The sequence below is a fragment of the Bacillus sp. Root131 genome (assembly GCF_001429475.1).
Lineage (GTDB): Bacteria > Bacillota > Bacilli > Bacillales > Bacillaceae_G > Bacillus_A > Bacillus_A thuringiensis_S.
Genome location: NZ_LMJQ01000001.1, coordinates 1,566,867 through 1,592,059 on the forward strand (window position 1 = coordinate 1,566,867; position 25,193 = coordinate 1,592,059).

A 25,193-nucleotide genomic window follows, 5' to 3' on the forward strand; every position below is an offset into this window, starting at 1 on the left:
GATGTCATATTGACATCTCTTTTTTTTAGTTGATTAAACGTAAGTTCTTCTCAAAAAAAGAATGACACATTCCGCTATTGTCACGCATATGATTAAGTGAATAGTGATTGAGGAGGGTTACGAATGTCCGAATTTAGAGAGATTATTACAAAAGCAGTGGTTGGAAAAGGACGTAAGTATACAAAGTCAACGCATACATGTGAATCGAATAATGAACCAACAAGTATTTTAGGGTGCTGGGTAATTAACCACTCGTACGAAGCAAGAAAGAATGGGAAGCATGTGGAAATTGAAGGTTTCTATGATGTGAACACTTGGTATTCATTTGATGGAAATACAAAGACTGAAGTTGTAACAGAACGCGTGAACTACACGGACGAAGTAAGCATTGGTTATCGTGATAAAAACTTTTCTGGTGACGATTTAGAAATTATTGCTCGTGTTATTCAGCCACCAAATTGTTTAGAAGCGCTTGTATCACCAAACGGTAATAAAATTGTTGTAACTGTAGAACGTGAATTTGTAACAGAAGTAGTTGGAGAAACGAAAATTTGTGTAAGTGTAAATCCTGAAGGCTGCGTAGAATCAGATGATGATTTCCAAATTGCTGATGATGAATTTGAAGAATTAGATCCGAACTTTATCGTTGATGCAGAAGAAGAGTAATAGAAAGCTAGGGAGAAGTTCTTCCTAGCTTTTTACTTTACATAAGTGGCGCTGAATGAACATGATTCTTTATGAAATATGTTATAATGAAGATAGACTCCTGAAATAGGAGATATGGATGTCCGTGAAATGTGACATATATGAAAATTGATTACTATGTAAGAATTATGGAGGAAAAGTATGACGCAATATACCCCTATGATACAGCAATATTTAAAGGTTAAGGCAGACTATCAAGATGCCTTTTTATTTTTCCGATTAGGCGATTTTTATGAAATGTTCTTTGAAGATGCCGTTAAAGCAGCTCATGAACTTGAGATTACATTAACGAGCCGAGATGGTGGCAGTAGTGATCGTATACCGATGTGCGGTGTACCGCATCATGCAGCTAAAAACTATATTGAACAACTTGTTGAAAAAGGATATAAAGTTGCTGTTTGTGAGCAAGTGGAAGATCCAAAAACAGCTAAAGGTGTAGTGCGCCGTGAAGTAGTACAACTAATTACGCCAGGAACGATGATGGAAGGGCGTACAATTGATGAGAAAGAAAACAACTTCTTAGCCGCATTAACACATTTTGAAGATGGATCATATGCTTTAGCTTGTAATGATTTAACGACTGGACAAAATACAGTAACGTTATTGACTGGTTCAGTAGAAGATATTTTATTGGAAGTGTATGCAACTGGTTCGAAAGAAATTGTTGTAGATTCTTCATTTTCTAAAGATGAATTAAATAAATTAACTGAAACGTTAAAAATGACAATTTCATATGAAGATGCAACGGCAATTCCTGAAGGATTAGAACATCTTGTGAAAAATGTTTCGCAAGCAAAGTTAATTAAAGCAATTGGACGCTTATTTAACTATGTGATAAGAACGCAAAAACGTTCATTAGATCATTTACAACCTGTAGAAATTTATTATACGAATCAATTTATGAAAATTGATGTGCATTCAAAGCGAAATTTAGAGCTGACGGAAACACTTCGAACGAAAGAAAAAACAGGATCATTATTATGGCTATTGGATAAAACAAAAACAGCTATGGGTGGTCGTATGTTAAAACAGTGGATGGAACGTCCACTTATTCAGAAAGAAAAAGTTGAAGAGCGTTTAGAAATGGTTGAAACATTTGTAAATGATTACTTCTTACGTGAAGATTTAAAAGAAAAATTAAAAGAAGTATATGATTTAGAACGTTTAGCAGGAAAAGTTGCATTTGGTAATGTCAATGCACGGGACTTATTACAGTTAAGACGATCTTTACTTCAAGTACCAGCTATTTTAGAAGCGATTAGTTTGTTAGATAATGCTTATGCAGCAAGGTTAATTCAAAGCGCGGATCCATGTGAGAGCTTAACTGAATTACTAGGAAGAAGTATTCAAGAAAACCCACCGCTTTCTATTAAAGATGGAGATATTATTAAAGACGGTTATAATGACAAGCTTGATCAATATCGTTACGTTAGTAAAAACGGAAAAACGTGGATCGCTGAGCTTGAAAAACGAGAGCGTGATATTACAGGAGTTAAATCGTTAAAAATCGGGTACAACCGTATTTTCGGCTACTACATTGAAGTGACGAAGGCGAATCTTGCAGCACTTCCAGAAGGCCGCTACGAACGAAAACAAACGCTTGCTAATGCTGAACGTTTCATTACAGATGAACTGAAAGAAAAAGAAACGTTAATTTTAGAAGCAGAAGAAAAAATTGTACAACTAGAATACGATTTATTTACAGCGCTTCGTGAAGAAGTAAAAGTATTTATTCCGAAATTACAACATTTAGCAAAAGTAATTAGTGAATTAGACGTACTGCAAAGTTTTGCGACAGTTAGTGAAGAAGAACAGTTTGTAAAACCTGTACTAACAACGAAGCGTGAAATCTTTATTAAAGATGGTCGTCATCCTGTCGTTGAAAAAGTATTGAACGGGAAATTGTATGTACCGAATGATTGTATTATGCCAGAGAAGATGGATGTCTTTTTAATTACAGGACCGAACATGTCTGGTAAAAGTACGTATATGAGACAGTTAGCACTTGTAACGGTTATGTCACAAATTGGTTGTTTCGTACCAGCGACAGAAGCAGTATTACCTGTATTTGACCAAATCTTTACGAGAATTGGTGCAGCAGATGATTTGATTTCAGGTCAAAGTACATTTATGGTCGAAATGTTAGAAGCGAAAAATGCAATTGCAAACGCATCAGAAAGAAGTTTAATTTTATTTGATGAAATTGGACGAGGTACATCTACGTATGATGGCATGGCACTTGCACAGGCAATCATTGAACATATTCATGACCAAATTGGGGCAAAAACGTTATTTTCTACACATTATCATGAATTGACTGTGTTAGAAGAGAGTTTAGATCAACTGAAAAATGTACACGTTTCAGCAATTGAAGAGAATGGTAAAGTAGTATTCCTTCATAAAATTCAAGATGGAGCAGCAGATAAAAGTTACGGAATCCACGTTGCGCAACTTGCAGAGCTTCCAGATAGCTTAATTGCCCGTGCGAAAGAAGTGTTAGCACAACTAGAAGGACAAGAAGAAATTATTATTCCAAAGCGTGTAGAAGTGAAAGTGCAGGAGCAAGAAGTTATTCCAGAACCTGTAGTTGTAAAAGAAGAGCCAGTAGAAGTACTAGAGGCGAAAGTAGAGACTGAGGAAGAATCACAACTATCTTTCTTTGGAGGAGAACAGTCTTCGAAGAAACAAGACAAGCTTGCGTTAGATCAAAAAGAAACAGCAGTACTGGCGCAAATTAAAAAAATTGATTTACTTGATATGACGCCTTTAGAAGCGATGAACGAACTGTATCGCTTACAGAAAAAGTTAAAGAAAGGATGAGTAAGTAGATGGGGAAAATTCGCAAACTCGATGACCAACTCTCTAACTTAATTGCGGCAGGAGAAGTAGTAGAGCGTCCTGCTTCAGTCGTAAAAGAACTTGTGGAAAATTCTATCGATGCGAATAGTACATCTATTGAAATCCACTTAGAAGAAGCTGGTTTATCGAAAATTCGCATCATTGATAATGGAGATGGCATTGCAGAAGAAGATTGCATCGTAGCTTTTGAACGACATGCGACAAGTAAAATTAAAGATGAAAACGATCTGTTTCGCATCAGAACACTCGGTTTCCGTGGTGAGGCATTGCCGAGTATCGCCTCAGTTAGTGAATTAGAATTAATCACTAGCACAGGTGATGCACCTGGTACACACCTTATTATTAAAGGTGGAGACATTATAAAGCAAGAGAAAACCGCGAGCCGAAAAGGAACAGATATTACAGTACAAAACTTATTCTTTAATACACCAGCGCGTCTTAAATATATGAAAACCATTCATACAGAGCTTGGTAATATTACAGATATTGTGTATCGTATTGCAATGTCACATCCAGAAGTATCGTTAAAGCTGTTTCATAATGAAAAGAAATTGCTTCATACGTCAGGTAATGGTGATGTAAGACAAGTACTTGCATCGATTTACAGCATTCAAGTTGCGAAGAAACTTGTTCCGATTGAAGCTGAATCTTTAGATTTCACAATTACAGGCTATGTAACATTACCAGAAGTAACGAGAGCATCTCGAAATTATATGTCAACAATCGTAAATGGCCGTTACGTTCGAAACTTTGTATTAATGAAAGCAATTCAGCAAGGATATCATACATTACTGCCAGTCGGACGATATCCAATCGGATTTTTATCGATTGAAATGGATCCAATGCTTGTTGACGTTAACGTACATCCTGCAAAATTAGAAGTTCGTTTTAGTAAAGAACAAGAATTGCTAAAGCTTATCGAAGAAACATTGCAAGCTGCATTTAAAAAAATACAGCTCATTCCAGATGCAGGCGTAACAACGAAGAAAAAAGAAAAAGACGAGAGTGTGCAAGAACAGTTCCAGTTTGAGCATGCGAAGCCGAAAGAACCATCCATGCCGGACATTGTTTTACCAACTGGCATGGATGAAAAACAAGAAGAACCGCTGCCTGTGAAACAGCCAGCACAACTGTGGCAACCGCCGAAACAAGAATGGCAACCACCGAAACAAGAATGGCAACCACCACAGTCGCTCGTAAGAGAAGAACAAAGTTGGCAGCCATCTACTAGACCGATAATGGAAGAACCAATTCGAGAAGAAAAATCGTGGGACAGTAATGAAGAGGACTTTGAATTAGAGGAATTGGAAGAAGAAGTTCAGGAAATAAAAGAGATTGAAATGAACGGTAATGACTTACCGCCACTTTATCCAATTGGACAAATGCATGGAACATATATTTTCGCTCAAAATGATAAAGGCTTATATATGATTGACCAACATGCCGCGCAGGAACGTATTAATTATGAATACTTCCGTGATAAAGTAGGAAGGGTAGCGCAAGAAGTACAAGAACTGCTTGTACCGTACCGTATCGATTTATCTCTTACTGAATTTTTACGTGTTGAAGAGCAACTAGAAGAACTGAAAAAAGTCGGTCTATTCTTGGAGCAATTTGGCCATCAATCCTTTATCGTCCGCTCACATCCAACGTGGTTCCCGAAAGGACAAGAAACAGAAATTATCGATGAAATGATGGAGCAAGTTGTTAAACTAAAAAAAGTTGATATTAAAAAATTACGTGAAGAAGCAGCCATCATGATGAGCTGTAAAGCATCGATTAAAGCGAATCAATATTTAACGAACGATCAAATATTTGCTTTACTGGAAGAACTACGTACAACAACAAACCCGTATACATGCCCGCACGGAAGACCGATTCTTGTGCATCATTCTACTTATGAGTTGGAGAAGATGTTTAAGAGGGTTATGTAGAGTGAATAAACTACATTTCAAAAGGGGGCAACATTTACTGTTGCTCCCTTTTAATATGTAGATTTAATTGTTAAACGAGAATATGGTGAAGTAATTTTGCAGTTTATTTCTTGGCTGCGTTAGCTTATATTTATCTATGTATAAAAAAGCGCTGTATACGGCACTTTTTAAAAGGTGCATGAATAGTATAATGAAGATTTTTACATTATTAAAGACATAACTATGCATGGCCTAATATTGATTCTTATTTGGTTAATTGTCATAAGGATCTATACGATTATTTATTTTTATTATTATTAATTTTTTCAGTGTATAGAACTTGCTCTTTGTAGTGTTTCTTAATTGGAAAGTTATGTGTACCTGTGCCGTTCTTGAATTTTTTATCAATGGGGTTCTTTAGAGGAACTGTTGTGGTTTCAGTAAATTCATATGGGTAATTTATTTTAGATTTATCTTCAAACATGAAAATGCCTCCTTTTAGGATTTCCTAAATTCTTTACTATAACATGATATGCATATAGATTTTTTTTGGACTAGTTATTTATATAGGTTAATGGAATTTAATTACATAACCACTGAAGCCTTTTAAAGGAAAATAATTTGAGAAAGAAATGGTATGAATAGCCGTTGGCTCCTATTGTTATTTTTTTGTTTGACAGCGCAGTGAATAATGCATATAAATTCAATATAGATTGTTTTTATAATATGGTTTATATGAGATTTTCTTGATAATATAATGTGGAATATTATAGTATTATTAGGTTATTAGGAACATTTAATGCTGTTTCATAACTGAAAGGGAATTGAAAAAAAACTGAAACTTTTCTCATAAAAATTCAATCTAACTTGAAAAATGAAAGGAAAATGAAATTTTCCAAAAGATATTCTTTGTTAAGATAAAAAGCATACATACAAAAAGTATTGGTATATCTTAAAAATGTATTTTCAAGATATAGTGGGGGAAAAGATGAGATTAGAAAAACAATTAATAAAAAAGATGTATTATGAAACATTCCTAATGGAGAATGAAACAAAACCAACTCTTGACGTACTTGGACAAGCTTATGTAAACGATGAAAAAAATGAGATTTCTGATGGGTCTTATATTCGTTTTGCACAAGGTGAATTTTATTATCGTCATCAAGATTTTGAAGCAGCTATTTTTAAATGGGAGAAGGTTAGTAATGAATTAGCACCATGGGCACAAAAAAATATTGCGGATGCTTATTTCGAACTTAATCAATTATCATATGCTGAAAATATTTATACTTCTATTACTACTGATAATAAAATATTGATGATTGAAATTAGACTACAATTACTTTCTCTTTACATTGAGCAAAATAATTTTGACTCAGCTTTCGGTGTTATTAAAGAAGCAGTTTCTTTAAATCCTGATTATCCGAATGTCACAAAAATTGCCCGTTCCTTTTATGAGGAACAGCAAGATTTTGATAGTGCAGTAGAGCTTGCTGTGAATGAGTTAATTCGAATAGAATCGTATCCGTGGTTTGAGGTATTAAAAGGATATATTGATAAAGGGTTTACTAAACATATTTCACCAGATTATTTTTATAATGCATTAGCTACATTAAATAATGTAGATCAAGTACAGTTTACGCAAATGGTTTCATCACTTTGGAACAGTTATAAAGATGAACAAAATTATTTATTATGGCTTAATACAATAAATGAATTTTTCTTACATATTGAAATACATTCGTCCGATATATGGAACAAAGTTTCTGCTTTTTACGAAGAAACTTACTTTGCATTAATTCAAGGTCAATATACGCTTAGACAATTAAACGATATCATACCCAATCTGTTAGCAAATTGGTTAAAAGTAGTTAATCCATCTTATGCTGTATTTCCATCTGCAGCTGTATTGGCATGGGATGAGATTTTCCCTTCCAAAATAGATTCAGCAAATATAGAGCATGCGGAAAACTTACTGTCACATTCTATTAATCATGTAAATGGCTTAGAGTACAGCTTACACCTTTTTGAATCTATTACAGAGTGGGCACAAAAGCACAATATAGAAATAGGTCACCGATTTAAATGGTTAGTTGACGAACTCGCAGATTTAAGAACAAATCGTATTTTAGTAACGGGAACTTCAGGAAATGGAAAAACTACATTTATTAACTCTATATTAGGAGAAAACATATTAGAAAAATCAATTTCAAATGTAGTAGTTTTAAAAAATGATGCTCATATAGAAATAAACGCTATAACAGACTCAGCAATTACAACAACGGAAGATGTCTCTGATTACCATAATATGATGTCTCAGCACCATCAAACATATAGAGATAGAGCGTGTGTTGAATTTAAATTACCATGCAGATTTTTAAATGAAAATAAACTTACATTTGTAGTGACACCTGGCTTTAATAGGAATAACGACACTAGAGATGAGATATTCGAATATTTAAATTCTGTAGACGAATTACTGTTCGTATTGAATGCGGATTCACCTTTTACTGACAAAGAACGTGACATTCTATTAAGTATTCAAGAACATACGCCAAATTTACAAATTCATTTCTTATTAAATAAAATCGATAACATTTACAGTGAAGCAGAAGTGAAAAGGGTATTACATGATACGGCAACGAGAATAAACACATATTTCCCGCATGCGAGAATTTTCCCTTATTCCTCGTTATATACAAGTAGTAAACAATTAAATGATTTAACTGAGTTTATTCATTTTAACTTTAATCATAAAAATATCGATGCAGAACGTACTGAAAAGTTATTATTTTTCATTCGAAAAACAATTACATATCTTTTGGATAAACGTGTTGAGAAAGAAAATAATCTAGTAGATGCTATTAATTGGAATGAAGATATGCTAGTGAAACTAAACGGTAGCATTAATAACCTTACTGCATTTGAGAGGGAAAAAATTCATTTCATTACACAATCATATCGTTCAATGAAGACTGAAATTACAAATGATCTTACTGAAAATATTCCGAAGATATTAAAGAGCTGTTCTAATTTAATTAGTGAAGAAAGTGATTTCGGGCACATGGATACGGAACTAAATAAAGCAATGAATGAAAAAGTGCATAAATATTTAGAACAAACTGTATTACCTAATCTCGCTCTTTCTATGCAAAATTGGATTGCAACTTCTAATAATGAGCTTCTTCAAAGTCAAACGTATTTAGAAGAACTTAGTGAAGGGCTTAATTCACTATTTGGAGAAAATAGAATACAGTTAGAATGTGATTTTAAAGTGCTTGATGACTGGCGCAGAGATACTGACAGGATGACGACTAGAATACAAATGGATGAAGTAAATATTTTACGTCGATTTACGCCAGCACAATTTTTGTTGAAAAGTGCCGGTAAATTATTTGGAGTTCTTCCTAAAAATAAATCTATACTATATAACAAATACAAACAGTATGTAGAAAATGAAGATTATACTGAAGTAACGGCTTCTATTATGAAGAAATTTTTCTTGCAATTTGAGCTGTTTGAAAACACACAAGAGCGAGATATTAATATATTCTTTAGGAATCCATTTAACTCCTTAAAGCAAGCTGTAGAAAACACGCATTTAGAAATACAAGAAAAACAAGAGATATTACATAAGATGAAATCAAATCCTGAAATCTATCATGATTCTATCATGCTCTTTGAATTGAGATTGCGTCAATGTGAAGTAATTTTAAATATAGGTGATGATAATACCTATACGGATGTAGCTTTAGAAACAAGCGTAGAATAAAAGTAAACACATCAGATTTTTTATATGAAAAATCTGATGTGTTATAAGAAAGTAAAAAGGAGCAATTGTAATAAGTTGCTCCTTTTTCATATATAGATTATTTTTCTGTTTCTTTAATTTTAGTTTGTACTTCGCCAGTTTTAATTTTATTACTTTCTGAGAAGCGTAATAAATCGCCTTCAATAATTTTGTCAGACATTCGTAATTCATTTTGTGCACGTTTAATGAGGGCTTGAGCTTCTTTTTTTGGTAAATCTACAATTTCCCCTGTTATACGGTCGTAGAAAGTGTTGTTTTTGTATGCATACTTATCTGTAACGAAGCTACCATCGCGTAAAACAACAAAGCCAGTATATTCATCTGAAAACATATCATGGCCAAAACGGATATCATTCGTAGAACCAACACCTAATAAATTTAGAATAGTAGGTTTCATATCGATTTGTCCCGTAGGCTTTGAAATATTTTGACCTTCTGTTTGTCCAGGAATATGAATATATAAAGGTGTACGTTGTAAATTTAAAGTATCAAATTCTGTTATTTGATCTTTGTCTAAAAACTGTGCCATTGCACGATTATGTTTTTCGGAAATGCCATAATGATCACCGTATAACACAATAATAGAATCATCATACATTCCCTCGGCCTTTAAACGCTCAATAAATTTTTTAATTGATTCGTCTAAGTAACGTGCAGTTACGATGTAACGATCGAATACGCCATTACCAGAGTTGTATGGTTCAATGAATTTTGTATCTTCATCATACGTGAATGGATAATGGTTTGTTAAAGTAAGGAAACGAGCATAGAATGGTTGATCAACAGTTTTTAATATATCTACTGATTGATCAAAGTATTCGATATCTTTTAATCCCCAATTTAAATTTGTTTCTGGCGTAATTTTGTAATCAAGCTCATTATAGTAACGATCATAACCAAGAGCGGAGTACATAATATTACGATTCCAAAATGTTGCGTTATTCGCATGGAATACAGAAGTGAAATAACCTTGCTGACGTAAAATTTCTGGAGTCGCAGTATAATCATTGTTACCGTGTGTGAAGAATACAGCCCCTCGATTTAATGGATACAACGACGTATCGATTAGAAATTCAGAATCGGATGTTTTCCCTTGACCAGTTTGATGGAAAAAGTTATCAAAGTAATAACTTTCATTTATGAATTCATTTAGGAATGGTGTAACTTCTTGCCCATTGACTGATGCGCCTATTAAGAAGGTCTGCAAGGATTCAAGAGTGACGACAATTACGTTTTTTCCTTTCGCTGCACCAAACATATTAGGGTTTGGCTCGCTTTGGTTTGCTTTTACGTAGTTTTCAGTTTCTTGTAATTTACTACTATCAGCAAGTGCTTTTTGTGACCCAGCTTTTACTTGCAGTGTTAAGTCATATACTTGGTGAGTATATAAGCCTAAATTTTTGACAAGCATTACCCGGTCGAATGATCTCGTTAATAATTCAGGGCGCTCTTTTTCTGCAAGCTGTAGATTCGCAAAGAATACACCAATCGTTAAAAGAAAGTATAACAAGCGTGTAGAATGAGTTACACGTTCTGTTTTAAAGACCAATGATTTCTTTTTTAATAAAATAAAGAAGAAAACAATGTCTACGAATGCGAGTATAATTTTGTAGTTTAATATCTCTATAATACTGCCGCCTAATTGGCCAAAGTTTGAGGTTTGTCCAAGTACTGGTAATGTAACGAAATCACTATAAAAATCATAGAACATTACATTTCCAACAAGCACGATCGTTAATAAGAAATTAATACATAGCGCTATATAATTTCGCTTTTCACCAGTTGCAAATAATGCTAATCCAACAAATGCTAATGATGCGGCTAGAGGGCTAATAAACAAAATAAGCTCTTGCGTTGAAGACTCAATTTTTAAATCAAAACTGAATCGAGTAATAAGATATGTTTTTAACCATACTGCTAAAGCCATTATTATAACAAAACTTATATTTTGCATTTGTAAATTTATTTTATTCTTCATTTTTACACCTTCTTTATACAATTTATTTAATTGAAGTTATATATTATGTTTTTATAACTATTAGAGTTTAATGAACCATTTAGATTATGTTTTCTAAAGGGAATAATTTGAAGTATTCATATACATACAATGGGGATTTTTAAAGCGTAGTAGCATAAATATAACTCTTTTTGAGAAACGGGCAGAACAAGTCATAGTTGTAGTGAAATTGACTTATAGACATCCTACCATATTAAACACTATGATGATGTTACAAAATATCGAACAAATGAAAGTGAAAATGGATAGAGACTTTTAAAACTGTTGACATTCAATTTATTAGAATTGAATGTCAATCGTTTTAAATATACAGTTATGTTACATATGTATTTTGTAAAATTCCGTTTCTTTGCCAGTTAATCATTAGCCGGGAAGGATAGGAGGGATTATTAAAACACTTTTACTATATATAAGTAAAAGTGTTTTGGAATTGAAAATATTTGACTGACATCTTAATGATAGAAATTAAATGTCAGATAAGTACTTTCCAACATACAGACCACTTGCAGCAGCTTGAGATAAGGAATGAGTGACGCCGGAACAATCTCCAACTAAAAATAGTCCATGCACACTTGTTTCAAAAGAGTTATTGATTTTTATCGTAGGAGCATAGAACTTTCCGTCAATTCCATATAGTAAAGTATGTTGATCAATAGGCTCTTGTATAAATTGTTCTAAACGTAATAAAAATTCTTTCAGCCCTTCAATATATAATTGAGGAACTTCTTGATTCAAATCTCCATAATCCCCCTGTAGTGTAGGTTGTATACGATTATGTTCCATGCTGTTTTTCGCCGTAGGTTGTTTCTTTAATAAGTCCTCTAAGCGCTGTATAACAATCCGATCTCGTCCTTGGTTAATGCCTTTAATAATTGAACTTGCGTATACATTTGCTTCTTTGAGAGTTGGAAAATAGCGAGGAATAAATAAAGTGAAGTTTAAATTAGAAGTGCCAGTTCCTTGCTCTCGAAAATTTTGACCGTCAGGCATAACTAAACCTTCTTCGTACTTTCGAATGATGCGTCCTTTTGGATTCATACAGTAAGTAGTTGCTGTGAAATGCTCACCTTGATAAGAAAGTTTTGTTTCAAAAGTATCTTTTAATATAGAACGTAATTGATGTTCTTTCATTTCTACTCTAATTCCTAAATCTACACGTGTTTGCTCCTGAGAAATACTTAGAGAACTGCATATTTCTTTTAACCAATCGGCCCCTGAACGCCCAGTTGCAAATACTAGTTGCTTAGTTTGAACTGTTCCTTGATTTGTCTCTATTGTAAAATAATCTTCCTGTTTCAGAATATGTTGTACATCTATTTGAAATTTGATCTTTATTTTCGTCAGTAAAAATTCATAGAGCTGCTGAAAAATGTTATTGGAAAGGGGAGTACCAAGATGTCTTACTTCTGTTGTTAGCATTTGTAAACCACACGCTTCAGCTCTTTTAGTGAGACTTGAATTTTCAGTACAATATTTTGAGACAGAACTTCCACCAAACTGACATAGAATTTCATCTACTTCAGCCATGAGCTGTATAAAGCCCTCTTTACCGACTTTTTGCTCAAGTTCTCCGCCAAATCCGTTTGTATAATTAAATTTCCCTTCAGATCTTCCTAAACCACCAAACCCGAAATATTTATCACATGTAGTACAATTACACACTTTTCCTTCGTCTAAAGGACAATGGCGATCTTCTAGCGCTTTACCTTTATCAAGAATTAAAACTTTTTTGTTACTTTTAGCTAGTGAATAAGCCATAAAAATGCTACTTACTCCAGCGCCGATAATTGTAACATCATACATATTCTTTCACCTGCTAACGAATAGTTTGTTTTTTATTTTTCTAGTGTATAACAATTTTATGAAGTTAAGAAATAGCTTTTATTAATAAAGTGGGAGTTTTTGAACTTGATGCTGTATTAACTTCTCCGAGTGGTGGAGTAAATACAAAAATTTTTATTTGAAAGAAGAAATAGTTTGAAAAATCACTATGTCATATGATTAATAACATCTTACATAGAAAAAAACAGACCTTTTAAGTGAAGAGGTCTGTTAATGATTTTAAATCTTATTTAGCAAACACATGGTTACCAATTACTGCTACTGTTTGACGTGTCGTAATCCACTTGTCTGTTGATGTTTTTGGATTGTAGAAATAAATCCAGTCAGAATGTACTCCATTTGTGGAGATAGCCTCTTCTACAGCCATTTTTGCTTCTGCACTTGCAGGCTGATTAATTCTGCCATCTGTAACAGGAGTAAATGCATATCCGTATTTAATAGGTTCATAAATAACACCTGTTATTGTATTTGGAAAACCTTTTGCATTTACACGATTTAGTATAACTTTTGCTACTGCTACTTTTCCTTTATAGGATTCGCCACCTGCTTCAGCAGTAACTAAGCGTGCCATTAAGTCTTTTTCTTTTTGTGAAATGCTTGAGTTAATTTTTAAATGTTGTCCTGTATAAAGCTTGTTTCCGACTGTATTGTTAATTTGTTTTATAGATTGGACGGTGACATTGTAACGCTTTGCTATCGTTTCTAATGAATCCCCCGGTTGTACTTGATAAATAATTTGTCCAGAAATGCTCGCAGGCTTGGCGTTTTGAGGAACAGTGATTTCATTTGATTTCACGGACCCTGGAATATGTAACTGTTCGCCAATAAAGGTTTTATCGTTTCCTTTATTATTAGCCTGTTTAATGGATTGTATTGAAACTCCGTATTGTTTACTAATGCCCCAAAGTGTATCGTTCTTTTTTACTGTATGAATGGTAGAAGCTTCAGCTGTACTTTGACTACATACGAATGTAATTGCAGCCGCGGATAAAGGGATTATATGTTTTATTTTTAGTAATTTCATTGTAAATCCTCCTAAGAAAAAATTAAGGTGAAACTATTAAGTAATGTAGTTCAGAATGTGTATATGCGTAATATATTAATGTAAGTATATTAGCACATATAAAATAAATAATCACTATAAGTTTCATATTCGTGTAGTGTAGAGTCAGAATATGAAATATTGCATATGAAAATACATTGAAGTTCATATTTCTGATTACTATAATCTATTTAGTAGAAAGGGAATACGTTATAGAAATAAAATCATTATAGATTAATATAATGATTAATAATTATTAATAGGAGGATTGATGTAATGAAAATATTTCAAAAAATGTATGCGTCAACTGTAATCATTACAACACTTTTAGGAACAGGAGGTACTATCAATAGTGTACATGCTGATTCTATAGAACAGCAGAGTAAATTAGGGATAGAACAAGAAACAGATAAGCAAATCATTGTAAAATTTAAAGCAGATTTGGATTTTCCATATGAAGATGGTATTGAAAAACAAATACAATCTCAAACGAATGATAAAGTAATAAAAGATCTTTTGACAGAATATCCAGATGTAACATTTACTCGTTTATTCACATCTGTAAGCCCGGAACAAATACAAAACCTTGAAGTGAAAGCACCTAATCATGTATCTACAAGTTTATTAAACTACTATATTCTTCAAAATCAAAATAGTGGGTATGAAGAAGAAATAGTAGATAAGTTAAAGGCATCTTCTTTAATAGAAGATGCGTATATGAAGAAACAAGAGAAAATAATGCCACCTGAAGTGCAATCATCAAGTGTAGCTCTTAATCCTAATAAAAATCCTAGATTTAAAAAACAAGGTTATCTTGAAGCAGCCCCATACGGTATTAATGCGCCTTTCGCCTGGGGAGTTCAAGGCGGTAATGGAAATGGTATCACTTTTGTTGATATGGAATACGGATGGCTATTAAATCATGAGGATTTATTACATCAAAATATTGAATTAATGTCTGGAAGAAATATAAATCAGCATGTCGGTCATGGGACGTCTGTACTAGGAATTGTATCCTCTGAGGACAATGAAGTCGGGAATATTGGGATTGCGCCAAAAGCGAAAGCAAAGGTTATCTCTCAAATAAGAGATAACGGACAGTATAATACGGCTGATGCAATATTAAGCGCTGTAAATCAGTTAGAAGCTGGGGATGTTTTATTGTTAGAGGCGCAAGCATCCTTTGATGGATATGGTGATAAATATTTACCTGTTGAAGTACAACCAGATATTTTTGATGCAATTCGTGCTGGTACAGATAAGGGAATTGTAATTATAGAGGCTGGAGCAAATGGGTGGAATGATTTAGATCAGTTCAAAGATAGAAAGGGTAAGCAAGTCTTAAATCGTAATAGTAAAGATTTTAAAGATTCGGGTGCAATTATAGTAGGAGCTGGCTCTTCATCTTTCCCTCATGAACGTATGTGGTTTTCGAATTATGGAAGCCGTATTGATGTGTACGGATGGGGAGAAAATGTAGATACAACTACAGCCGAGCAAAGTAGAAGTGCTGTAAATCTTTATACTTCAAGCTTTAGCGGAACATCTAGTGCTTCGCCAATTATTGCTGGGGCAGCGACTTTAGTACAAAGCATTGCTAAAGAAAATTTAGGACAACCATATAGACCTAGTGAACTAAGAGCAATATTAAGCAACCAGAGCACAGGAACAAAATCTAAAGATCCATATGCAGATAAAATTGGTGTTTTACCAGATTTGAAGTCTATACTAGTAAACTTAGGCTATGAACAAAGAAAACTAAACGGTGGGAATGAATTACAAGTAACAGAAAATGAACCAAATAATGAGCCTAGACAGGCAAATAAAGTTAACTTTCATACACCGGTGAAAGGAACGCTACATAATAGTGATAGAGTAGATGTATTTACTTTCCAAATTGACTCGCCGGAAAATATTAATATTTCTCTACTAAATGAACAAAATATCGGAATGACATGGGTACTTCATCATGAATCAGATTTAAATAACTATGTAGCATATGGTGAAAATGAAGGAAATGTAGTTAAAGGAACTTATAATGCAAAGCCAGGAAAATATTATTTATACGTCTATAAATATGAGAATAAAGATGGTTCATATGTATTGAACATAAAATAAGCAAAGGGAACTTCAGATGAAGTTCCTTTAAATTTTTCTAATTTAGTATATGTGAATGATTTTTTAACTTTACTTCTATGCAATATTTCATATTGATGAAATGTTATTTATTTTTTATGAACTAGCCTATATTATATTCAATAAGTTTGATATAAAAACAGAAAAAGAGAGTGATAATAATGAGAAATAAGAAGTTAATTTTGAAATTATTCATATGTAGTACAATATTTATCACATTTGTATTTGCTTTACATGATAAGAGAGTAGTTGCAGCTAGCTCTGTTAATGAGCTTGAAAATTGGTCGAAATGGATGCAACCTATACCTGATAATATTCCGTTAGCACGAATTTCAATTCCAGGAACACACGATAGTGGGACGTTCAAGTTGCAAAATCCGATTAAGCAAGTGTGGGGAATGACGCAAGAATATGATTTTCGCTATCAAATGGACCATGGAGCTCGCATTTTTGATATAAGAGGACGTTTAACAGATGATAATACGATAGTTCTTCATCATGGGCCATTATATCTTTACGTAACACTGCATGAATTCATAAATGAAGCGAAACAATTTTTAAAAGATAACCCGAGTGAAACAATTATTATGTCTTTAAAAAAAGAGTATGAGGATATGAAAGGGGCAGAAGATTCATTTAGTAGTACGTTTGAAAAAAATTATTTTGTTGATCCTATCTTTTTAAAAACAGAAGGAAATATAAAACTTGGAGATGCTCGTGGGAAAATTGTACTACTAAAAAGATATAGTGGCAGTAATGAATCTGGAGGATATAATAATTTTTATTGGCCAGATAATGAGACGTTTACCACAACTGTAAACAAAAATGTAAATGTAACAGTACAAGATAAATATAAAGTGAGTTATGATGAGAAAGTAAAATCTATTAAAGATACAATCAATGAAACGATGAACAATAGCGAGGATTTAAATCATCTATATATTAATTTTACAAGCTTGTCTTCGGGTGGTACAGCATGGAATAGTCCATATTATTATGCGTCTTATATAAATCCCGAGATCGCGGCATATATTAAACAAGAGAATCCAAAAAGAGTTGGTTGGGTTATCCAAGATTATATTAGTGATAAGTGGTCACCGATTCTCTATCAAGAAGTTATAAGAACTAATAAGTCGCTTTAATTTTTATCATAATTTCATAGAAACAATATAACTCTATTAAAAGTCTTGTGGAATTCCCATAAGACTTTTTAGTATTTGATAGTATGAGAATCAAGTTCTTCGAATATAATTATAAGATTAATAAAAAAATGTCGATAAATGTCGATTGTTGTTGTAATATAAAACAAGTAAAATATAATATATAGATGAAGTGATTTTGTTGTCTTTTATTAAAAATAGTAAAATTGGAACGAAATTAAATGTGTTAGTCATTATATCGAGTTTGGCTTGTATCATGTTATCTTCACTCGGGTTTTTAGGGCTTCAAAAAGGTGAAAATGCATCTTCTAGTATGTATGAAGAAAGACTATTACCAATTGAATGGATAGGAATTGTAGAATCAAATTTTTACCATGTTAATATGAATTTTATGGAGATTATGATATCGAAAGATGAAAAAAGAATGAAAGAACTCATAATAGAAATGGATAAGACTAGAAAAGAAAATGATGAGCTGTTAAAACAATTTGAAACTAGAATTAGTTCTCATAAAGAAAAAGATTTGTATAATGCGTTTCAAAGTCAATTTAAAGATTTAAGAGTACAAATGAAAAAAGCACAAGATTTGGGACTGACTAATAATGAAGAAGCCTATAGCTATTATTTAAAAGAAATTGACCCTAATATGGAAAAAACAATTCAGTCTATTCGTGAACTTATTTTATATAATAATAATGCTGCTGAACAGCTACAAAAAGAGAATGTTAATAGTGTGAAAAATACAATCATAACATTTGTAATTATTTCATTTGTTGGAATCATAATAATCATTTTTATTGGTTTTATAACAAAAAATGCTATAAAAAAACCAATTGTATTATTACAAAAAGATATGGAACGAGTATCTGCTGGAGATTTAACAATTCGAACTTCTTATAAATCCGAGAACGAATTAGGCCATATTGTACAGTCCTTTAATAGTATGTTAGATAACTTGCAACAATTAGTCGGTCAGGTGAAGGTTACGGCGAAAGAAGTGATTGTTTCAACTGAAAATATGCTACAAGAGACGAAAACGGCAGCACATATATCAAACGAGGTTGTTCGAACTACTTCTGAAATAAATAAAGAAATAGAGGGACAAGTGACTAGTATTCAAGAAAGTTCAACTTCAATGGAAGAAATTGCAACTGGTGTTCAAACAGTAGCTGAATCTTCAGCGATGGTTGCTGAAGTTGCTGTTGCAACAATAGACCAAGCAAACTCTGGTAGTGAAGTTATAAAACAATCTATTCATCAAATGAATAGCGTGAATGAAGTTGTCGAAGAAACTTCTAAGGTCATTGATAGACTTGTTACGCGTACACAACAAATTGAAGAAGCGTTAGATGTTATTACTAATATTGCGGAACAAACGAATTTACTTGCTTTAAATGCTGCAATTGAGGCAGCACGTGCTGGAGAAAATGGAAAAGGATTTGCAGTAGTTGCAGCTGAAGTAAGAGGTCTAGCTGAGAAATCTAAAACATCTGTAAATGATATAAATAATTTAATACGTTTTATACATCAAGATACAGAGGATACAGTTCATGTAATGAAAAAAGGTCAACAACAGGCTAGTGGTGGTAAAGAAGCAGCGCATAAGGCAGAACTCGCATTTTCATCTATTATGCAAGATATTAATAGAATAACGACCCAAATTCAAGAAGTGTCTGCTGCCACAGAAGAAATGTCTGCTGGGACAGAAGAAGTAAATGCCTCTTTGTCAATAGTTTCTGAAACTGCAACACAAGTCGCACAAGAAACGAATCGAACGGTACAATCAATTCAAGCACAAGCCACATTGATTCAAGAAATAACGACGAAATCTAATGAAATGAAAAAGAAAGTCGAAAATTTAGAAATGCTAATTTCACAATTCATTATTGAAGAATAAGTCTATTAACATTTATCCCGCTATTTGCCGGGCAGTAAGACCCCTACCTCAAAATTCAGCGGAAGCAAAGAAGTTAGGTAGGGGCCTGCTGCCCGTAAAAGCCCGATTGGTGAAGACTGATTAAAGTTTCACTTTATCATTAGTATAAACTTTAAGATACTCAACATAGTGCTGTGTTGTATAATTTGAAAAAGGACCTTCATAGGTTCTTTTTTTGTAAATGGTGTGAACGATACTTTTCATTATGAAAAAATCAAACTTTTAAATCGGGTTAATTTCAAGTGGAAAATGGATATAATTAACCTTGCGAAAAAGCAACTGGTCCTAAGTGATCAGTTGCTTTTTATTTTTAAAGTGGATGAGCAAAAAAACGCGAAAGTGGTTGGTCCGCTTTTTACAAACATCTATTATGATAAGAGAAGAAAGGTAGTATGTTATCAGCGTTTTAAAGAGGAAGGTTTTTATGTAAGTTCTTTAATTAAAATAGATGGGTCTTAGAGAGGTGAAAAGACAATGAGTTTTGCAATTTCACTAGTCGTTATTATTGTAATTGTATCGCTATTTGGGACTGTACTAGTTGCAAGAAACGTGGAGGAGAATTACGGCAAGTCTACAAAAAGAAATGTGAAAAACTTATCTGCAATCTATATTCTTCTTCTTTTTGTTCTACTGGTTGGGGTAACATGGTATGTGGTAATGATTTGATAGTTTGTGAAAGAACTGAAATGAGAGTATGAAGTTGGAATTTCAGAAGCTATCGAGTAATCAGAAAGAGAACTATTTTGGATATATCCATTTACGGATAAGAAAATGTGACTAATTAATACTATTTTTACGGTGAATACTGTTAGTAAAAAATGAGGATAGTTCGTTTTGAAAGGAGGGAACTAGATGGAATGGAAACCAAATCGTGCAGATAAGACACCTGTATATAAACAAATTGCTGATTATATTGAAAGAGGCATTTCTTCAGGTGAATTTCCTTCTGATAGTAAGTTACCTTCTGAGCGTATATTGGCAAAGGGGTTACAGGTGAACCGGAGTACAATAGTAGCTGCGTATGAAGAATTAAAATCACTTGGAGTAGTAGAACGGCAAAAGGGAAGCGGAACACGGGTCAATACAGACATATGGGGTGTCTCACATAAACGAATACCGAACTGGGGTAGGTACGTGGAGGACGGATCATTCTTACCTAACGTACCACTCGTTCAACAAATTCGAACGGAAACACAAAAAGATGATTTAATTAATTTAGCAAGTGGTGAACTGTCACCAGAATTAATTCCAAGTGATAGATTTCGAACAATTTTGTCGGAGAAAACATTTATGGAAAACCTCGGTTATGACCATCCACTTGGAAATGAGATGTTGAGAAAAACAATTTCAGCACATGTTCAGCAATATAAACAAATTGAAGCAGATTCAAGCTCTATTCTTATTACGTCTGGAGCACAACAGGCGCTTAATCTTATCGTTCAATGTTTATTAAAACCTGGCGATGCGATCGCGATTGAAGATCCTTCGTATTGTTTTTCGCTTCCAATGTTTAAATCGGCCGGTTTAAACATATTTCATTTACCTGTTGATGAGCATGGAATGAATCCAGATGACTTAATCGATTTGCACAAAAAGCATCGCATTCGGATGGTATTTTTGAATCCAGATTATCAGAATCCAACGGGTACTGTACTTTCATTAGCGAGACGTAAAAAGATTTTAGAACTGTCTTCTGAGTTCGGTATACCAATTGTAGAAGATGATCCGTATAGTTTAATTTCTTTTAATGGAGAAGTGAATCCGACATTAAAATCAATGGATCAAAATGGAAATGTTCTTTATATAAGTTCATTATCAAAAATTGTTGCATCAGGATTACGTATTGGATGGATAATTGGTCCTATACGAGTAATTGAGCGTTTAGCAGATGCAAAGCAACAAGTTGATTTTGGCCATAGTGTATTTACGCAGTGGGTAGCAAATCAATTTTTAGAATCAAAGGATTTTCATACACATATTACGATACTTCGTGGACAATTAAAGCAAAGAAGAGATGAATTAATTACAGAGCTTGAAGGAACATTGGGAGACCGAGTTGAATGTTTCGTGCCAGAGGGTGGAATACATGTATGGTGTAAAGTGAAAGGAAAGTTTGATGAATATCACTTATTAGGTGAATCTATACGGAATGGTGTCGCATTTGTTCCGGGCAGTGTTTTAGGTTCGAAAAATGAATATATACGATTTACGTTTGGTAGAGCGAATATAGAACAAATTCAACTTGGAATTAAACGGTTTGCTTACACGCTAAATGAGATTTCATAATATGGATGTGTGATAGTGAAATGAGGGAAATAAATGAAGTACGTGACGCTTTTACTTCAAGTAGGTGTGCTATATGTATTTAGCTTAGTGGGTATGTGGATTCAGGAAATATTCCATCTATCAATACCGGGAAGTTTAATAGGGATGTTAATACTGTTCCTGTTTCTTTTCACTCGCGTTCTACCGTTAAAGTGGTTTGAGTTAGGTGCGGAAAAGTTAATCGTATTTTTACCGTTATTTTTAATCCCTTCGACAACAGGGCTCATGGAATACGGATCTTTTCTTTTAAGTAAGGGGAGTATTATATTCCTTTTAGTAGTTGCAAGTACTATAGTAACTTTAATTGTTTCAGGTTATATAAGTCAATTATTAGTAACATCAAAAAAATAAAATCGACAAGGTGCACGATTCAAATGGTCTTAATTATTATTACTGTAGCAATTTATTTCTTGGCGACAAATCTATATAAAAAATTTACGTTTGCATTTACGTTACCGGTGTTAACAGTTACGGCAATTATGATTTGTTTATTTTTGATTTTTGGTATTTCTCATCATGAGTATAGGGAAAATGGTGGAGACATTCTTTCAAGCTTATTGAGCCCTGCAATTGTAGCATTAGCCATACCTCTATTTAAAGAGCGAAAGATACTGATGAAAAATTTTTTATCGATACTTATCGGAGTAGTGATAGGTATAGTGGCTGTAACGAGCATGAATGTAGTGATTGGCGGAATTTTAAATATAGATAAGGAACTTATATTAACTACTTTACCACAGTTAGCAACGATGCCTATTGCCCTTTCATTAGCGGATCAAATTGGTGGTATTCCATCTATGACTTCTAGTTTTGTAGTTGTTGCAGGGATAACAGGTGCTATTGTCGGACCGACAGTACTTAAGTTTTTCAGTATAACAAGTACGATTGGAAAAGGAGTTGGAATGGGCTGTGCATCACATATTATCGGTGTGAGTCGTTTAGTGAAGGAAGGCGAGAAAGAAGCGACTATCGGTTCGGTAACGATGATTGTAACTGGAATACTCATTAGTATACTAATACCGTATGGAACGAAATTTATTTTTTAAATGTAATGGAGATGATAACAATGACAACATGGTTTATAGTTACATTATTTGTTTTTGGAGCTATTAAAGTATTAGTTTCTAGTATGCCCACTTCTGTTGTAGAATCAATTATTAGTAAATTTGAGTTGCATCAAAAACTTGAGGCGGAAAATACTTCTATATCAATAGATGGAAAAAATATAGAGGGAGAAATGAAACTACAAGTTATTCATGAATTTAATGAAGCTTTGTTTTTAGATAAACATTATTTCCCGCCGCACGGAGAAGGGACACCAATAGTCATTGATACGAAGAAAGGGAATAAAGAGATTAGGTTTTCTCTATATAGCTATGAGGAACATATTGATGTCATTAAGCAATATAAGAAGAAAGTCGTTGCCTATCGTTTACGCTCTAAAAGCCTACAAACACTGGCACCATTAGCAATAATGGAAGAGTATGCTTAAGAAGGGACCTATAATGGTCTCTTTATTTTTTTATCCAATTATATATGTTCCAAATAAAAGAATGGAAAATCATATAACCAAATAAAGAATATGTATGGTTCCAATTCGTACTGTGTATAAATAAACCTAAACTTTCAGCAATCTGTTCAAAAAGGCTAGCACAAATACCAATTGAAATAATAAATAGAATTCTAGAAACTTTAGATAATTTTTTTGAAATGTGTATAAAGATAACTGTTAAAATCGGCAGTACGAATAATGTAAAAGCTATATTAACCGAAAATGTGGATGAGAAGGGTCTAGCTGGAAAGGAATATATTTGTTTATGAACAAAAAAAGCATCTAAACAAGTTCCAATAATAGCAGAGAGAAAGATTGTAACTACTAATGCTAGAAACTCATTCTTCTTCTCGGAGGAGGACATTTTTCTTTGCGAGAATTGCGAGTTCAATTTTTTCGAGTGTTTTGCAGTAGTCTTCTGTAATTTGTCCATTTATATTTTCCTCCTTATCAACTAAATAATGTACAACTTGCCAATCGGTAAACCAATCTTCACTGTCAACTTCCTCATGCTTCATATCTCGCCATGCATAGATGAGTGCAGGGCTGTATATGCGATAAGCGTCATTTCGTAACTGGCATTTTTTTATTCGGCGCTTATAAAACTCACGGGAAAAAGATTCATTTACACTTGAAAATAAATGGGGCCAGTAATCTTTCCTTGATCCCGTGTGTGGATGGTGTTGGGCCCAGCTTATTATTTGAGATAAAACATGTGTATCTCGAAATAATAATGAATATAATCTTTTTCCAATTAATATTCGTTCATGTAAGGAAGTGAAATGTTTCATTGTATCACCAAATAGTAACACTTTTTGTTTCTTATCATTTTCGTAGAATGGGAAAATGATATGATTAAACTGAAAGAAATCAAAGAGTTTAAATCCAATACTATTGAGTACGGTCTTTTTAAATTGTACATTTTGAATCACTCTTTTTTCTAAGTAGTTTTGTTCATTAATAATAGTTGCAATGGCTAATGTTTTTTTGTTGCCTGTTTTCCAAAAATCGTTCCACATCGTTTCCATAAATGTAGAAACATTTAGGTGAGGGAGAAGGTGAAATAACTTTTGTGATTTCTTTACACTTTGTTCGTAAAGTAAAAATTGAGGGTATACATCTTGGAAAATAAGCCAATTCCCTCTTTCTAAAAAAGAAAAAAATATGAATTGATCTTTCTCTGATAAGATTCTCGTATATAAATCGCCCTTTAAATCAGTCATATTCCAACCGCCGTTACGTGATACCATATGTCCAAGCAGTGCCCAATGTATTTCTGGATATTGAATGTAAAATTGGTAGTATGCGCGTGTTCTTGTAACATTATTTTTATTTAGCTGTTCTGTTTGTATTTTTATTTTGTTGATGATGAGTTGCTCTTCTTTCGTTAATTTATACAAGGTATCAGAAGGAATAAGCTTGCTTTTTTGTTTCAATTCATTTTTTACATCGAATAGGGAGAGGGGCAGTGCTTTGGAAGGTCCGTTATATGTATGATTTGAATTGCTTTGGTCCATTCCGTTACCTCCCTTTTTCATAAATTTAAACATGATTATTGGCTATGAATCATTCTATTTATCCCGCTATTTGCCGGGTAGTAAGATCCCCACCTCAAAATTCAGCGGAAGCAAAGATGTTCGGTGGGGGATCAACTGCCCGTAAAAGCCCGATTGGTGAGGGCTGATAATTAGTGGGGGATGAACAATATCCCCACTGATTAAAGTTTCACTTTATTTTATTACGAGTATAAGAAATAAATGAGCGGTGTTTTTTTACAAGGAATTTATTTATCATGCAAACAGTATAAAAAATCTTACTGTTGTGAGGTGAAATGAAAAACAGAAACGTTGTTTAATAGTTTCTGTTTTTTTATTTTGTCAATTAAATGTAACAAA

General features: G+C 33.2%; 18 protein-coding genes. 12 read left to right on the top strand and 6 right to left on the bottom strand.

What is annotated here, in order from left to right; all coding sequences use genetic code 11:
- Positions 1 to 123 precede the first annotated feature (123 nt).
- From cotE to mutL, 3 genes are all read left to right on the top strand, one after another.
- Positions 124 to 666, top strand: a complete 543-nt coding sequence (gene cotE / locus ASE54_RS07860; protein WP_001288799.1) for an outer spore coat protein CotE — start codon at positions 124 to 126, stop codon at positions 664 to 666.
- Between the two features lie 180 nt (positions 667 to 846).
- Complete coding sequence (gene mutS, locus ASE54_RS07865) at positions 847 to 3,525, top strand: DNA mismatch repair protein MutS (protein WP_000195994.1); 2,679 nt, start codon at positions 847 to 849, stop codon at positions 3,523 to 3,525.
- 8 nt (positions 3,526 to 3,533) lie between these two features.
- Complete coding sequence (gene mutL / locus ASE54_RS07870) at positions 3,534 to 5,498, top strand: DNA mismatch repair endonuclease MutL (protein ID WP_000516485.1); 1,965 nt, start codon at positions 3,534 to 3,536, stop codon at positions 5,496 to 5,498.
- A gap of 277 nt (positions 5,499 to 5,775) precedes the next feature.
- Here mutL and ASE54_RS07875 read toward each other — a convergent pair whose 3' ends face one another.
- Positions 5,776 to 5,961, bottom strand: a complete 186-nt coding sequence (locus tag ASE54_RS07875) for a hypothetical protein (protein ID WP_000461138.1) — start codon at positions 5,959 to 5,961, stop codon at positions 5,776 to 5,778.
- A 504-nt stretch (positions 5,962 to 6,465) separates the two neighbouring features.
- Between ASE54_RS07875 and ASE54_RS07880 the strand changes: the two genes are divergently transcribed.
- Positions 6,466 to 9,249, top strand: a complete 2,784-nt coding sequence (locus ASE54_RS07880) for a dynamin family protein (RefSeq protein WP_001235297.1) — start codon at positions 6,466 to 6,468, stop codon at positions 9,247 to 9,249.
- A gap of 97 nt (positions 9,250 to 9,346) precedes the next feature.
- Here ASE54_RS07880 and ASE54_RS07885 read toward each other — a convergent pair whose 3' ends face one another.
- The 3 genes from ASE54_RS07885 to ASE54_RS07895 all read right to left on the bottom strand — a co-directional run bounded on the left by ASE54_RS07885 (position 9,347) and on the right by ASE54_RS07895 (position 14,171).
- The gene (locus ASE54_RS07885) at positions 9,347 to 11,266 is read right to left on the bottom strand and encodes an LTA synthase family protein (RefSeq protein WP_000791034.1); all 1,920 of its coding nucleotides are present in this window, start codon (positions 11,264 to 11,266) and stop codon (positions 9,347 to 9,349) included.
- Between the two features lie 504 nt (positions 11,267 to 11,770).
- Positions 11,771 to 13,108, bottom strand: a complete 1,338-nt coding sequence (locus tag ASE54_RS07890; protein WP_000272409.1) for an NAD(P)-binding protein — start codon at positions 13,106 to 13,108, stop codon at positions 11,771 to 11,773.
- A gap of 265 nt (positions 13,109 to 13,373) precedes the next feature.
- Complete coding sequence (locus ASE54_RS07895) at positions 13,374 to 14,171, bottom strand: cell wall hydrolase (RefSeq protein ID WP_000771008.1); 798 nt, start codon at positions 14,169 to 14,171, stop codon at positions 13,374 to 13,376.
- A gap of 294 nt (positions 14,172 to 14,465) precedes the next feature.
- Between ASE54_RS07895 and ASE54_RS07900 the strand changes: the two genes are divergently transcribed.
- The 8 genes from ASE54_RS07900 to ASE54_RS07940 all read left to right on the top strand — a co-directional run bounded on the left by ASE54_RS07900 (position 14,466) and on the right by ASE54_RS07940 (position 23,238).
- Positions 14,466 to 16,307: a peptidase gene (locus tag ASE54_RS07900; protein ID WP_000689209.1), complete on the top strand. Its 1,842-nt coding sequence runs from the start codon at positions 14,466 to 14,468 to the stop codon at positions 16,305 to 16,307.
- Positions 16,308 to 16,486: 179 nt separating this feature from the next.
- Positions 16,487 to 17,467, top strand: a complete 981-nt coding sequence (gene plcA, locus ASE54_RS07905) for a phosphatidylinositol diacylglycerol-lyase (protein ID WP_001244684.1) — start codon at positions 16,487 to 16,489, stop codon at positions 17,465 to 17,467.
- Between the two features lie 199 nt (positions 17,468 to 17,666).
- Positions 17,667 to 19,382 (top strand): methyl-accepting chemotaxis protein, encoded by a 1,716-nt coding sequence (locus ASE54_RS07910; protein WP_000008148.1) that lies wholly within the window; start codon positions 17,667 to 17,669, stop codon positions 19,380 to 19,382.
- 513 nt (positions 19,383 to 19,895) lie between these two features.
- Positions 19,896 to 20,087 (top strand): hypothetical protein, encoded by a 192-nt coding sequence (locus tag ASE54_RS07920; RefSeq protein ID WP_000006462.1) that lies wholly within the window; start codon positions 19,896 to 19,898, stop codon positions 20,085 to 20,087.
- A gap of 186 nt (positions 20,088 to 20,273) precedes the next feature.
- Positions 20,274 to 21,707 carry a PLP-dependent aminotransferase family protein gene (locus ASE54_RS07925; RefSeq protein WP_000454959.1) on the top strand — a complete coding sequence of 478 codons (1,434 nt, stop codon included), beginning with the start codon at positions 20,274 to 20,276 and terminating at the stop codon, positions 21,705 to 21,707.
- 33 nt (positions 21,708 to 21,740) lie between these two features.
- Positions 21,741 to 22,097: a CidA/LrgA family holin-like protein gene (locus ASE54_RS07930; RefSeq protein ID WP_000878483.1), complete on the top strand. Its 357-nt coding sequence runs from the start codon at positions 21,741 to 21,743 to the stop codon at positions 22,095 to 22,097.
- 23 nt (positions 22,098 to 22,120) lie between these two features.
- Positions 22,121 to 22,792, top strand: coding sequence for an LrgB family protein (locus tag ASE54_RS07935; RefSeq protein ID WP_000242949.1), 672 nt, complete (start codon positions 22,121 to 22,123; stop codon positions 22,790 to 22,792).
- Positions 22,793 to 22,812: 20 nt separating this feature from the next.
- On the top strand, positions 22,813 to 23,238 hold the full coding sequence (locus ASE54_RS07940) for a YfmQ family protein (protein ID WP_000214632.1): 426 nt from the start codon (positions 22,813 to 22,815) through the stop codon (positions 23,236 to 23,238).
- 22 nt (positions 23,239 to 23,260) lie between these two features.
- Here the strand turns inward: ASE54_RS07940 and ASE54_RS36720 are convergent, their stop codons facing one another.
- Complete coding sequence (locus ASE54_RS36720) at positions 23,261 to 23,662, bottom strand: CBO0543 family protein (protein ID WP_042595508.1); 402 nt, start codon at positions 23,660 to 23,662, stop codon at positions 23,261 to 23,263.
- Entirely contained in the window at positions 23,637 to 24,815 is a 1,179-nt protein-coding gene (locus ASE54_RS07945) for a DUF2515 domain-containing protein (protein WP_000372810.1), read from the bottom strand. Before ASE54_RS07945 ends, ASE54_RS36720 begins: the two co-directional genes overlap by 26 nt.
- Positions 24,816 to 25,193: the final 378 nt, after the last annotated feature.